The sequence below is a fragment of the Corallococcus sp. M7 genome (assembly GCF_054512695.1).
On sequence record NZ_CM137252.1, the window covers coordinates 597311 to 610607 of the forward strand.

The following is a 13297-nucleotide window of genomic DNA, read 5'->3' on the forward strand; positions in this document are numbered from 1 at the left end:
GTGAAGGACGGGCCCGGCTGAACGACGCTCCGGGGGCCCCGCGGACCGGGCCCCGGTGCGTCGGTTGCTTCGGCCCTCAGCCGCGCACGGCGTGCACGGCGTCGTCCTTCAACACCAGCCGCACGGTGGCGGCCTTGCCATGGCCGAAGTGCTCGTAGGCGGCCTGCTCCAGCACGGGGGCCAGGGCGGTGCGCAGGCCGCGGGCGCCCGTCTCGCGCTTGAGGGCGCGGGCGACGATCCACTCGCGCACGGCGGGCTCCACGGTGAGCTCCAGGCCTTCATGGGCGAACTCGCGCTCCCAGGTGCGCAGCACGTTGTCCTGGAGGATGTCCCCCAGCGTGGCCGCGTCCAGCGGGTTGAAGGACACCAGCCGGTTGAAGCGGCCAATCAGCTCCGGGATGAAGCCGTAGCGGGAGAACGCGGTGGTGTTCTCCAGGTGCTCCTCCGTGATGCGCGTGGCGATGGACTCCAGGTCCTTCTGGCCGCCCTTGCCGGGCGTGCGGCCAAAGCCCACGCGCTCCACGTGGGTCATGGTCTCCGCCGTGCCCCGGAAGCCGCTGAAGGCTCCGCAGGCGATGAAGGTGATGCAGCCCATGTCCAGGGATTCGGAGCGGATCCGGCTGGTGAAGCCGAAGTCTGGCGGGAAGGTGGCCTGCGCCGCGGAGAGCAGGTGCAGGAGGCTGCGCTGCACGCCGAAGCCGCTCACGTCCTTGGTGGTCTGCTGGCCGGAGAAGCGGCTGTCGGAGCGGCTGGTGGCGAGCTTGTCGAACTCGTCCATGCAGATGACGCCGCAGGCGGCCCACGCCGCGTCGCGCTCCGCGGCTTCATAAAGGCGGGACAGGAGCGTGCTGACGTCGTCGCCCACGTAGCCCGTCTCGGAGAACTGGGTCGCGTCCGCGAGCACGGTGGGCACGCCCAGAATCTCCCGGAACATCAGCTCCACGAGGAACGTCTTGCCGGAGCCGGTGGGCCCCAGGAAGAGGGCGTTCTCGCGGGTGCCGGGCTCGGGCTCCAGCCCCTCCAGGTACAGCCGGCGGATGCGGCGCAGGTGGCGGTAGGCGAGCACGGAGGCGGCGCGGCGGGCCTCGGACTGGCCCCGGTAGCCCAGGTCACCCAGGCGCGCGTCGATCTCCTGCGGCGACAGCACCTCCAGCGCGGCCACGCGCTCCTGGATGGGCGGGCCTTCGGGGAAGGCGGAGGGTTCGACGCCGGAACGGGGAGACATCGCGGTGGGCTCCAGGAGGGCAGGCTCGGCGGCGCCCATCATCCGGGACGGGCCCGGGCGCCACAAGCCATCCCCCCGTGACCCAAGGGCGTGCGCCCCTCCGTCCGCCGGTCCGCACTCGTGGACCCCGAGAGGTCGGCCCGTGAACAGCGGTGGGCCTTGAGGGCGAGGGGTGCTCCCCGGGCCCGCGTCCGCGCATTAACAGGGACACGACATGGCTCAATCGATTGAAGCACGGTCGCAGGCGCCCCGGCTGGGGGCGTGGGCGGAGGGTACCTCGGTGCGCTGGCGCGTCTGGGCGCCCGGCCACAAGGGCGTGGACGTGGTCCTCTACGACGCGGAGGACCGCGTCCTGCGCAAGGTGCCGCTCACCGCCGAGGCGGATGGCTGCTTCGGCGGCGCGCTGCCGGACCTGGCCGAGGGCACGCGCTACAAGCTCAGCGTGGATGGCGGAGACCCCTTCCCCGACCCGTGGTCCCGCTCGCAGCCCCAGGGCGTGCACGGCCCGTCGGAGGTGGTGGGCTCCGACCACGGCTGGACGGACTCGCACTGGAAGGGGCCGGATCCGCGGGCCCTGGTCATCTACGAGGTGCACGTGGGCACCGCCACGCCGGAGGGCACCTTCGAGGCGTTCATCCCGAAGCTCGCCCACCTGCGCGAACTGGGCGTGAACACGCTGGAGCTGCTGCCGGTGGCCAGCTTCCCAGGGACCCGCAACTGGGGCTACGACGGCGTGGACCTCTTCGCGCCGCAGGCCACCTACGGCGGGCCCAAGGGGCTGCGCAAGCTCATCGACGCGGCGCACGCGCACGGGCTCGCGGTGCTCATCGACGCCGTCTACAACCACTTCGGACCGGACGGGAACTACCTGCGCGCGTACTCGCCGCACTACTTCACCGGCAAGCACCACACGCCCTGGGGCGACGCGGTGAACTACGACAGCGAGGGCAGCCGCTTCGTGCGCTCGCTGGTGCTCTCCAACGTGGAGATGTGGATCCGCGACTACCACGCGGACGGCCTGCGCCTGGACGCCGCGCACGCGCTGGTGGACGACGGCCAGCCGCACCTGCTCGCTGAAATCGTGGAGCGCGCCCACGCCGCTGGCTCCGGCCGCCGCGTGGTCGTCATCGCCGAGGACGAGCGCAACGAACGCAAGCTCGTCACGCCCGCGTCCGAGGGCGGCTATGGCCTGGACGGCGTCTGGGCGGATGACCTGCACCACCAACTGCGGCGCGCCTTCGCGGGCGACCACGAGGGCTACTACCAGGACTACACGGGCAGCGCGGAGGACCTGGCCAAGACGCTGCGGCAGGGCTGGTTCTACACGGGCCAGAAGTCGAAGAACCTGGGCCACGCGCGCGGCACGGACCCGAAGGGGCTGGGGCCGTGGCACTTCGTCCACTGCATCCAGAACCATGACCAGGTGGGCAACCGGCCCTTCGGCAACCGCCTGTCGGAGGACGTGTCATCGGCCGCCTACCGCGCCATGAGCACGCTGCTCCTGATGTCGCCCTTCACGCCGCTGCTCTTCATGGGCCAGGAGTGGAACGCGCGCACGCCGTTCCTCTACTTCACGGACCACAACGCGGAGCTGGGCAAGCTCGTCACGGAGGGGCGCCGCAAGGAGTTCGCCGGCTTCTCGCGCTTCAAGGGCGAGGAGGTGCCGGACCCGCAGGCCCGCGACACCTTCACCCGCTCCACGCTGGACTGGGGCGAGCTGGACAACGCGGAGGCCGCGGGCGTGCACACGCTCTACAAGGAGCTCCTGCGCCTGCGCGCCACGGAGCCCGTGCTCACCAGCCGTCAGGGCACGCACGACGCACGCTCGCTGGGCCCGGACGCGTTCGTGCTGGAGCGCCGCGCGGAAGGGGACACGTTCCTCATCATCGTGAACCTGCGGGGCTCGCTGATGCACACGCTGAATCCGCACGCGAGCGCGGGCATCGTGATGTGGAGCGAGAACCCGCGCTACGGCGGCACCGTGGAGGCGTCTCCGCTCACCGGCAACGTGGTGCGCCTGGATGGCCCCTCCGCGGCGGTGGTGAAGCTGCGCGAGTAGCCCGCACGCAAAGGCAGACATGGTTTCACGCGCGGCCCGTCACCCCGGAAGCGGGGGAGGCGGGCCGCCGTGTTTCCGGTCCGTGAAACACACCCAGACAAGGAATGCCCTCGGGGGCGGACCGGTACACGGCCGCCAGGAGGTCACACCTTGTCTCAAGCTCATCCATCGCCGTGGAAGCGGCACCTCACCACCGCGAGCGCGCTCATGCTGCTCGGGTCCGCCACACCGGCGCTCGCCGCGTCGGGCTTCACCGCTGTCACCGCCAGTGGGAATGACGGGAACCTGCCGTCCGCCTCCATCGACGGCAACCTCACCACGCGCTGGTCCAGCGACGGCGTGGGGCAGTGGCTCCGGGGCGACCTGGGCAGCGTGAAGTCGCTGTCCGCGGTGGACATCGCCTGGCACCGGGGCGACGAGCGGACCAACACGTTCGTCCTCGCCACGTCCACGGACGGCGCCACCTGGTCCACGGCCGTGTCCACGAAGTCATCCGGCACCACCGCGAACTTCGAGCGCTACAGCTTCACCGCGCGCAACGCCCGCTACGTGCGCGTCACCGTCAACGGCAACTCCGTCAACACCTGGGCCAGCATCGCGGAGTGGGCCGCCATCACCAGCGCCGCCACGCCCACGGCCGGCAAGGACCGCTTCGGCGTCACCCTGCTCTACCCCTCGAAGTCCGGGGGCGAGGCGTGGACGCTGGCGGACAACGCGCTGGCGGATTCGCGCTTCGACCCGCAGGACACCATCACGCGCAACAGCGACGGCTCCTGGAAGATGAAGGACAAGCAGGTGCGGATGAGCGTCTTCACGTCCACGGGCTACGACGACCGGAAGATTCCCACCTACGACCGGGACGTGCTCGCGAGCCGCGGCTACATGCAGGCGCCGAACGACTGGAAGAACATCGAGATGACCGGCTTCGTGAAGGTCAACGCGGTGGCGGACGTGAAGGACAACTTCGCGTGGTACGCGCGCGGCGGGAAGCACAACGACGACCACTCCGGCTGCGAGGGCAGCAGCTACAAGGCCGGCCTGCACTATGACGGCCGCGCCCGCTGGGAGAAGGAGACCTGGCATGTCTCCTACGAGCAGACGCCCTATGTCACCGCGACGTCCGCGCTGAAGGGCCGCTGGGTGGGCTTCAAGGCCGTCATGCGCAACATCCCCGTCAGCGGCCAGACGGCGGTGAAGCTGGAGCTGTACGTCAACGAGAACGCGGACAAGGTGACTTGGAAGAAGGTCTACGACTACACGGACGCCGGCAGGTGGGGCGGTGATGCCCAGCACTGCGGCGGCGCCGTGCCGGCCGCGCCCATCACGTGGGGTGGCCCCATCGCGGTGTTCCGCTGGGACAACGCGACGGACGTGGACTTCAAGTGGCTGAGTGTTCGCGAAATCCAGCCCTGAACCCCGCGTGAAGACGGGCTCGCACGCGGCCTGACGCAGGACGGCAGGCCGCGCGCCGGGCGGGCGGGGAGGCCCGGGACGGGGTGTCCCGGCCCTCGGGAGGCGGGGCTTTCCATCGACAGGGGGCGCCGGGGTGGGCAGCATGGCGCCGCCATGAACGTCGACCAAGCCCTCGCCTCGTCCGAGCGCATCTGGGAGCAGGAGATCCTCCCGGCGCTGGAGCGCTACATCCGCATCCCCAACAAGTCGCCCGCCTTCGACCCGGACTGGGTGAAGTCCGGCCACATGGAGCAGGCCGTCCAGCTCATCGCGGACTGGTGCCGCGCGCAGGCCACGCACCTGCCCGGGCTGACGGTGGAGGTGGTGCGGCTGAAGACGGCGGACGGCAAGGACCGCACGCCGGTCATCTACATGGAGGTGCCGGGCACGCGCGGTGACGACACCGTGCTGCTGTACGGCCACCTGGACAAGCAGCCGGAGATGACCGGCTGGCGTGAGGGCCTGACGCCGTGGACGCCCAAGCGCGAGGGCGACAAGCTCTTCGGGCGCGGCGGCGCGGATGACGGCTACTCCGCGTTCGCGTCGCTGTCCGCGCTGCGCCTGCTGAAGGAGCAGGGCGTGCCGCACGCGCGCTGCGCCATCGTCATCGAGGCGTGCGAGGAGAGCGGCAGCTACGACCTGCCCGCGTACATCGAGGCGCTGGCGCCGCGCATCGGCAAGCCGTCGCTGGTGGTGTGCCTGGACTCGGGCTGCGCGAACTACGAGCAGCTCTGGATGACCACCAGCCTGCGCGGCATGGTGGCCGGCAACCTGCGCGTGGACATCCTCACGGAGGGCGTGCACTCCGGTGACGCGACGGGCGTGGTGGCGTCTTCCATGCGCATCATGCGGATGCTGCTGTCGCGCGTGGAGGACGAGGCCACGGGCCACATCAAGGTGCAGGCCCTGCACACGGAGATTCCGGAGGGCCGCCGCCAGCAGGCGAAGGCCGCCGCCCAGACGATGGGCGACGAGCTGTTCTCGAAGTTCCCCTGGGTGGAGGGCGCGCGCCCGGTGACGACGGACGGCGTGGAGCTGGTGCTCAACCGCACCTGGCGGCCGGCGCTGGCGCTGACGGGCGTGGAGGGCGTGCCGGCCCTGGCGAGCGCGGGCAACGTGCTGCGCCCCTTCACGACGTGGAAGCTGTCCATGCGCATCCCGCCGCGCGTGGACCCCAAGGCGGCCGCGAAGGCGCTGAAGGAGACGCTGGAGAAGGATCCGCCGTACGGCGCGAAGGTGTCCTTCGAAGGGGACAAGGCGTCGGTGGGCTGGGACGCGCCGCCGCTGGCCGGCTGGCTGTCGAACGCGGTGGAGAACGCGTCCAAGGCGTGCTTCGGCAAGCCCGCGATGGCGATGGGCGAGGGTGGCACCATCCCGTTCATGGGCATGCTGGGCGAGCGCTTCCCGGAGGCGCAGTTCCTCATCACGGGCCTGCTGGGGCCGGGCAGCAACGCGCACGGGCCCAATGAGTTCCTGCACATCCCCACGGGCAAGAAGCTGACCGCCGCGGTGGCGAGCGTCGTCGCCGACCACTTCAAGCGGTAGTGCCTCACCGGAGGGACGGGGCCGCACGCGCCCCGTCCTTCTTTTCCGAGCCGGAGCGTCCCATGCCGAGCAAGCCCCGCCGCACCGGCCACGTTCGTTCGCAGCCCCTCATCGCGGTGCGCGATGTCGAAGCAAGCAGCCGGTGGTACCAGGCGGTGCTCGGCTGCGAGAGCGGGCACGGCGGGCCCGAGTACGAGATGCTGCTGAACAACGGCGAGCTCGTGCTCCAGCTCCACGCGTGGGACCTGGATGAGCACGCGAACCTGATGGGGCCGGACACGGCGCCGCGAGGCCACGGCGTGCTCCTGTGGTTCGAGACCACGGACTTCGACGCATGCGTGGAGGCGGCGCAGGCGCTGAAGGTGGAGTGGGTGGAAGAACCGCACGTGAACCCGAACTCGCGCCGCTGGGAGTTCTGGGCGAAGGACCCGGACGGCTACGTCGTGGTCGTGGCCGCGGAGTCGCGAGCGAAGCGCTCCTGACGCGCGTCACCCGGGGCAGGGCTTGTCGGCGGCACGAAGAGGCGCCGCCGCGCCCCCGTCTTGATGCCAGCGACGACGCGCTGACGCGCGTCACGCGAACAGGATGTGTCCGCCGGACCGGCGGCACGAAGAGGCGCCTCAGCGCCCCGTCTTGATGCCCAGCGTGGACCCGGAGGGCGGCTTCTTCGGCTGGGTCGCCGGCCGTGTCGCCCGCTTCTGGAGCGCCACCGCCACCCCGGGCGCGTCCGCCGCGGACACCTGCCGCGTCACCGGCTCGTAGCCGTTGAGCGCGAGCGTCACCGCCACCGACGGTTCCCCGGGCACCAGCGGCAGCGTCACCGGCGTGACGCCGCGCTCCTCGCCCGCCACCTGCACCGTGGCGCCGGGCGGCTCGCTCGTCACCATCAGGCGCACCGGCTGGGGCGCCGTGTTCTGCGCGGGCGCCTCCGGCGTCGTAGGCCGCGTGGGCGTCTCCGGCGTGCGGCCCTGGACTTCATCGGTGGGCCGCGTGGCCACGACCGGAGGCGGCGTCACCGTCTCGGAGCCACCGCGCACCAGCACCACCGCCGCGCCGCCCATCACCAGCGCCACGCCGCCCACCACGAAGGGCAGCCATGCACGCCGCTTCGGAGGCTCCGGCACCAGGGCCGCGGTGTTCCGCGTCTTCTCCGGCTCCACACGCGTGGGCGGACGGGACGGCGGCCCCACCAGCTTCGACGCGCGCGAGCCGGCCTGCCCCCGCGCACCCGACGTGGGCATCCCGTCCCGCGACGAGTTGGACTGCGCGTCCAGGTCCACGTCCTCGGCCAACTGGTCCAGCTTCGCCGGATCCGCTTCCATGGCGATGCGGTCCGCGTACAGCTCCCGCAGGTACGCCGCCAGGTGCGCGCTGCTGGACGGCAGCCGCAGGTTGAGCGTCCAGTCCTCCAGCGCCAGGCGGAACGCGGCGCAGTCCGCGTAGCGGCCCTCCGGCGTGGGGGCCAGGGCCTTGAGGACAATCTCATCCAGGCCCGGCGGCAGCTTCGGGTTGAGCTGCGACGGCGGCGGCACCTGGCAGTCGCGCACCAGCCGCAGCGTCATCAGGTCCGTGTCGCCCTTGAAGAGGCGCTTGCCCGTGAGCAGCTCCCACATGACGACGCCGAGCGCGAACTGGTCGCTCCGGCCGTCCACCGCCATCCCGTTGGCCTGCTCCGGCGACATGTACGGGTACTTGCCCTTGAGCACGCCCGTCGCCGTCTGCTGACCGCTGGTGGCCGCCTTCGCCACGCCGAAGTCGATGACCTTCACGCCGCCGTCGAACCCGACGAGCACGTTCTGCGGCGACACGTCCCGGTGCACCAGCTTCAGCGGCTGGCCGTGCCCGTCCCGCGCACCGTGCGCGTAGGACAGCCCCGCCGCCGCGTCCGCGATGATGCGCACCACCAGTCCCACCGGCAGCGGGCGCTCCTGCTTGCGCGCGAAGCGGTCCAGCCGGCGCACGTCCTCGCCCTGCACGTACTCCATGGCCAGGCAGTGCCGGCCCTCAATCTCCGAGAGGTCGAGGATGGTGATGAGGTTCGGGTGGGACAGCCGCGCCACCAGCCGCGCCTCGTCCAGGAACATCTCCAGGAACTCTTCGTCCTCGGCGAGGTGCGGCAAGATGAGCTTGAGGACGACCAGGCGCTCGAAGCCCGTCCCGTGCTCGCGGGCGAGGAACACCTGTCCCATTCCGCCCGACGCGATTTTTCGAAGCAGCTCGTATTTCCCGAAGACCACCGCCATGGGTGTCCGGGAGGATACCGCGCTTTCTCACCGGGCGGGAAACAGCCGACTTCCAAAATGACAGAGGCTCTGTCCAGCAGGGAGGGGCCCGCCTTCCTACCCGTGAAGGAGGCAGGCGAGCTACTGACGTCTACGCCTTCATCTTGTAGCCGGAGCGCAGCACCGCGTACGTGACGCCCGTCGCGACCGCCGCTGTCACGGCGAGGATGGCCCCACCCACCAGCGGTGAAAACAGGCTGCTGCCGAGCATGCCGTAGCGAAGCCCCTCCACCATGTAGACCATGGGGTTGAAGAGGCTGATGTGGTTCCACGGCGAGGGCAGCTCGCGCACCGAGTAGAAGACGCCGCCCAGGAACGTGAGCGGCAGCATGACGAAGGTCGGGAAGAAGTTGATCTGCTCGAACTTCTCCGCCCAGACGGCGGCGAGCATGCCCAGCACGCTGAACACGTAGCTGGACAGCAAGAGGAAGTAGAGCGTCGCCAGCGGGTGCTCCAGGCTGAAGCCGGAGAACACCGCCGCGACAATCCACGTGAGCAGGCCCACCACCAGGCCGCGCACCATGGCGCCGCCGATGAAGCCCACCATCAGCTCACCGGGCCCCAGCGGCGCCACCAGCAGGTCCACCACCGTGCCCTGAATCTTGGTGATGAACAGCGACGAGGAGCTGTTGAGGAACGCGTTGTTCGCGATGCCCAGGAACACGAGGCCCGGCACGATGAAGTGCAGGTACGGGTGGCCCTCCACCTCGTGGATGCGGCCGGAAATCGAATAGCCGAAGACGATGAAGTACAGCGTGGTGCTGATGAGGGGCGAGAGGACGGTCTGGCCCGGCACGCGCATGAAGCGCCGGACCTCCTTCGCGAACAGCGTCTGCATCCCGAGGACGTTCATGGGGTGTTTTTCGAAAGAGCGGGGTGTTCAGGCGGCCTGCGAGGGGCGGCCACGGAGGATTTCGATGAGCACGTCTTCCAGGCGCGACCGCCGCGTCTCCACCTCGGCGATGGGCAGCCCGTCCGCGTAGAGCGAGCGGAGCAGCTCACCGGAGGGCGCGCAGTTGTCGCGCTCCACGTAGGTGAGCGTGCGGCCATCGGCGGAGAGGCTCGCGGCGAAGCGCGTGCCCGCGGCGGGCATGGCGGCCTGCGGTTCGGAGAACGTCACGACGAGGCGCTTCTCCCCGAAGCGGCGCAGGAGCGCGGCCTTGTCCTCGGTCATGAGGAGGCGGCCCTCGTTGATGATGCCCACGCGGTCCGCCAGCTCCTCGGCCTCTTCCAGATAGTGCGTGGTGAGGACGATGGTGGTGCCCTCGCTGGCGATCTTCTTCACGTACGTCCACAGGTCGCGGCGCAGCTCCACGTCCACGCCCGCGGTGGGCTCGTCCAGGAACACGAGCTTGGGCTTGTGGACCAGCGCCTTGGCGATGAGCAGCCGGCGCTTCATGCCGCCGGACAGGGCGCGCGTGAGGGAGTCCTTCTTGGCCTGGAGGTTCAGGGCGGTGAGGACCTCATCGATGCGCGCGTCGTCGCGGGGCTGGCCGTAGTAGCCCTGCTGGATGCGCAGGGACTCCGCGACGGAGAAGAACGGGTCGAAGTTGATCTCCTGCGGCACGAGGCCCACCTGGTAGCGGGGCCCGGTGGGGTCCTGGTCCAGGTCCTTGCCGAAGACCTTCATGGTGCCAGCGGACTTCTTCACCAGGCCGCACACACTGCCGATGAGGGTCGTCTTGCCGGCGCCGTTGGGGCCCAGGAGGGCGAAGATTTCACCGGGGCGGATGGTGAGGTCCACGGCGTGAAGCGCGGTGAACTTTCCGTAGGCCTTGGAGAGGCCCTTCAGCTCCAGGGCAGGGGTCGTGGGCTCGGACATGGGGCGCTTCCTCTAACACCTTCGAATTGGGTTCGCTGGTCAGCGAGCAGGCGTTTTCGCTCCTGGACGCGTGACGCGCCCCGTCCAACCGGACACGGCGCTGACGCAGGCGCCTTGAGCCGGATGGGGCTCCCTGCTATCCGCTGGCCCCGCTCACGTCTTTTCGGCGAATCCCAGGAGGCCTTCCGCCATGGCCCAGAATTTCATCTTCACGATGCAGGACCTGCGCAAGGTCAAGAACGGCAAGGACATCCTCAAAGGCATCTACCTGTCCTTCTTCCCGGGCGCGAAGATTGGCGTGATTGGCCCCAACGGCTCCGGCAAGTCCACGCTCCTGCGCATCATGGCGGGCGTGGACACGGAGTTCTTCGGCATCGCGAAGCCGGACCCCACGGTGAAGGTGGGCTACCTGGCGCAGGAGCCGCAGCTCGAAGCGAAGCTGGACGTGAAGGGGAACGTGGAGCTGGGCCTGAAGGAGATCCGTCAGGCGCTGGACCGCTTCAATGAAGTGAGCGCGAAGTTCGCCGAGCCCATGGACGACGCGGCCATGGAGAAGCTGCTCGCCGAGCAGGCGAAGCTCCAGGACTTCATCGACGCGAACAACGGCTGGGAGCTGGACCGCACGCTGGAGATGGCGATGGACGCCCTGCGGCTGCCTCCGGGCGACGCGGACGTGACGAAGCTGTCCGGCGGTGAGAAGCGCCGCGTGGCGCTCTGCCGCATCCTGCTGGAGAAGCCGGACCTGCTGCTCCTGGACGAGCCCACCAACCACCTGGACGCGGAGAGCGTGGCGTGGCTGGAGCAGGCGCTGAAGGCATACACGGGGACCATCGTGTGCATCACGCACGACCGGTACTTCCTGGACAATGTGGCGGAGTGGATTTTGGAGCTGGACCGCGGCGAGGGGGTGCCCTGGAAGGGCAACTACTCCAGCTGGCTGGACCAGAAGCAGAAGCGGCTGGAGCTGGAGGAGAAGTCGGAGAGCCACCGTCAGAAGACGCTCAAGCGCGAGCTGGAGTGGGTGCGCGCGTCTCCGAAGGCCCGTCAGGCGAAGAGCAAGGCGCGCATCGCGGCGTACGAGGATCTGCTCAACCAGTCGCAGGAGAAGCGCGAGCCGACGGGCGAGGTGGTGATTCCGCCGGGCGAGAAGCTGGGCGGTCTGGTGGTGGAGGCGAAGGGGCTGCGCAAGGCGTACGGGGACCGGCTGCTCATCGACGACCTGAACTTCAAGCTGCCGCCGGGTGGCATCGTGGGCGTGATTGGTCCGAACGGCGCGGGCAAGACGACGCTGTTCCGGATGCTGACGGGCGCGGAGAAGCCGGACGCGGGCGAGCTGCGCGTGGGCGAGACCGTGAAGATGGCCTACGTGGACCAGAGCCGCGACGCGCTGAACGGTGAGAATTCGGTGTTCCAGGAGGTGAGCGGTGGCCTGGATCACCTGGACCTGGGCCGCGCGGGCCAGATGCCCAGCCGCGCGTACCTGGCGGGCTTCGCGTTCAAGGGGCAGGACCAGCAGAAGCGGGTGAAGGACCTGTCCGGCGGCGAGCGCAACCGGGTGCACCTGGCGAAGATGCTGAAGGAGGGCGGCAACCTGCTGCTCCTGGACGAGCCCACGAACGACCTGGACGTGGAGACGCTGCGCAGCCTGGAGGACGCGCTGCTCAGCTTCGCGGGCTGCGCGGTGGTCATCAGCCACGACCGCTGGTTCCTGGACCGCATCGCCACGCACATCCTGGCGTTCGAGGGCGACAGCAAGGCGTTCTTCTTCGAGGGCAACTTCGAGGACTACGAAGCGGACAAGAAGAAGCGCCTGGACCCGGACGCGCTGGAGCCGCACCGCATCCGCTACCGCCCGCTGACGAAGAGCTGAGATTGCAGTGTGCCGTGCTCCGCCCTGTGAGTGATTCCGGGGCGGAGGTGTCGTCGGGCCCGGGGTATCCTGGGTTCAAATGACACTTCATTCCATGCTTGTCGGTCATGCCCTGGCGCTCCTGTCCGGAGCGTCCCCCTCAGTCCACTCCGACAGCTGTGCAGCCCCGGAGCCCGCGACTTCCTGGGTGGCGAAGTACTCCGCTTCCTCCTCCGACTGCTCCATGGACTCGACCATCCCCGGCCCTCAGTGGCTGCCGGTGGCGGTGCGGCGCATCCCGGTGGTGGTCCATGTCGTCGCGGACAGTGCTTGCACGAATGGCAATGTCTCGGACGCGCTGGTCCACAGTCAGATCACGGTCCTCAATGAGGACTTCCGCGCGCTGGCTGGCACTCCGGGGGCCGGTGGAGTGGACAGCAAGATTGAGTTCTTCCTGGCCACCGTGGACCCCTTGGGCAACCCAACCACGGGCATCCAGCGCTATTGCAACACGACGTGGTACCAGGACACCGGCAGCTACTGGCTCAGCACCGCGTGGGATCCGACGCGCTACGTGAACATCTACACCAACAGCGCCGGCGGCTCGCGAGGCTACGTGCCCTTCCTCCCCGCGGAGCCCACGGGTGCCGTCGGTCAGCCGCAGGACCGCGTGGTCATCAACTGGCTGGCTTTCGGACGGGTGGGGCCTGTCGTGCCGTACCACAACGGGCGGACCGTCACGCACGAGGTGGGCCACTACCTGGGCCTGTTCCACACGTACTACTCGGGGTGCGGCACGGCTACCGCGCCGGACTGCTACACTACTGGAGACCGCATCTGTGACACCCCGCCCAACGCCACCTCCCACAAGGGATGCACCGCGGGGATCACGAGCTGTGGCGGCGTGCCGGTCCCCATCCAGAACTACATGGAGCTGACGGACGACGCCTGCATGACGGGCTTCAGCGCGGAGCAGGTACAGCGCATGCGCTGCACCCTGGCCACCTATCGCCCGGACCTGGCGCAGTAGCCCCACCGCGTGCCAGGGCATCAGGTGCAGGCG

At 69.6% G+C, this 13297-nt stretch carries 10 protein-coding genes; 6 read left to right on the forward strand and 4 right to left on the reverse strand.

Features of this window, described 5'->3' with window-relative positions; all coding sequences use genetic code 11:
- Window positions 1–76: 76 nt before the first annotated feature.
- Window positions 77–1225: an AAA family ATPase gene (locus ACX114_RS02490; protein ID WP_459294325.1), complete on the reverse strand. Its 1149-nt coding sequence runs from the start codon at window positions 1223–1225 to the stop codon at window positions 77–79.
- A gap of 214 nt (window positions 1226–1439) precedes the next feature.
- On the opposite strand from ACX114_RS02490, the gene treZ reads away from it, so the two are divergent.
- From treZ to ACX114_RS02510, 4 genes are all read left to right on the forward strand, one after another.
- The gene (gene treZ, locus ACX114_RS02495; RefSeq protein WP_459294327.1) at window positions 1440–3284 is read left to right on the forward strand and encodes a malto-oligosyltrehalose trehalohydrolase; all 1845 of its coding nucleotides are present in this window, start codon (window positions 1440–1442) and stop codon (window positions 3282–3284) included.
- A 150-nt stretch (window positions 3285–3434) separates the two neighbouring features.
- On the forward strand, window positions 3435–4697 hold the full coding sequence (locus ACX114_RS02500; protein ID WP_459294329.1) for a discoidin domain-containing protein: 1263 nt from the start codon (window positions 3435–3437) through the stop codon (window positions 4695–4697).
- A gap of 153 nt (window positions 4698–4850) precedes the next feature.
- Window positions 4851–6281 carry a M20 family metallopeptidase gene (locus tag ACX114_RS02505; protein ID WP_459294331.1) on the forward strand — a complete coding sequence of 477 codons (1431 nt, stop codon included), beginning with the start codon at window positions 4851–4853 and terminating at the stop codon, window positions 6279–6281.
- A gap of 62 nt (window positions 6282–6343) precedes the next feature.
- Window positions 6344–6763: a VOC family protein gene (locus ACX114_RS02510; protein ID WP_459294333.1), complete on the forward strand. Its 420-nt coding sequence runs from the start codon at window positions 6344–6346 to the stop codon at window positions 6761–6763.
- A gap of 138 nt (window positions 6764–6901) precedes the next feature.
- On the opposite strand, the gene ACX114_RS02515 is transcribed toward ACX114_RS02510, so the two are convergent.
- From ACX114_RS02515 to ACX114_RS02525, 3 genes are all read right to left on the reverse strand, one after another.
- Window positions 6902–8524 carry a serine/threonine protein kinase gene (locus ACX114_RS02515; RefSeq protein WP_459294335.1) on the reverse strand — a complete coding sequence of 541 codons (1623 nt, stop codon included), beginning with the start codon at window positions 8522–8524 and terminating at the stop codon, window positions 6902–6904.
- Between the two features lie 130 nt (window positions 8525–8654).
- Window positions 8655–9416 carry an ABC transporter permease gene (locus tag ACX114_RS02520; protein ID WP_014393340.1) on the reverse strand — a complete coding sequence of 254 codons (762 nt, stop codon included), beginning with the start codon at window positions 9414–9416 and terminating at the stop codon, window positions 8655–8657.
- Window positions 9417–9443: 27 nt separating this feature from the next.
- Window positions 9444–10385, reverse strand: coding sequence for an ABC transporter ATP-binding protein (locus tag ACX114_RS02525; RefSeq protein WP_459294336.1), 942 nt, complete (start codon window positions 10383–10385; stop codon window positions 9444–9446).
- Window positions 10386–10575: 190 nt separating this feature from the next.
- On the opposite strand from ACX114_RS02525, the gene ettA reads away from it, so the two are divergent.
- Window positions 10576–12255, forward strand: coding sequence for an energy-dependent translational throttle protein EttA (ettA, locus tag ACX114_RS02530; protein ID WP_459294337.1), 1680 nt, complete (start codon window positions 10576–10578; stop codon window positions 12253–12255).
- Between the two features lie 187 nt (window positions 12256–12442).
- Complete coding sequence (locus tag ACX114_RS02535) at window positions 12443–13264, forward strand: zinc metalloprotease (RefSeq protein WP_459294339.1); 822 nt, start codon at window positions 12443–12445, stop codon at window positions 13262–13264.
- Window positions 13265–13297 lie beyond the last annotated feature (33 nt).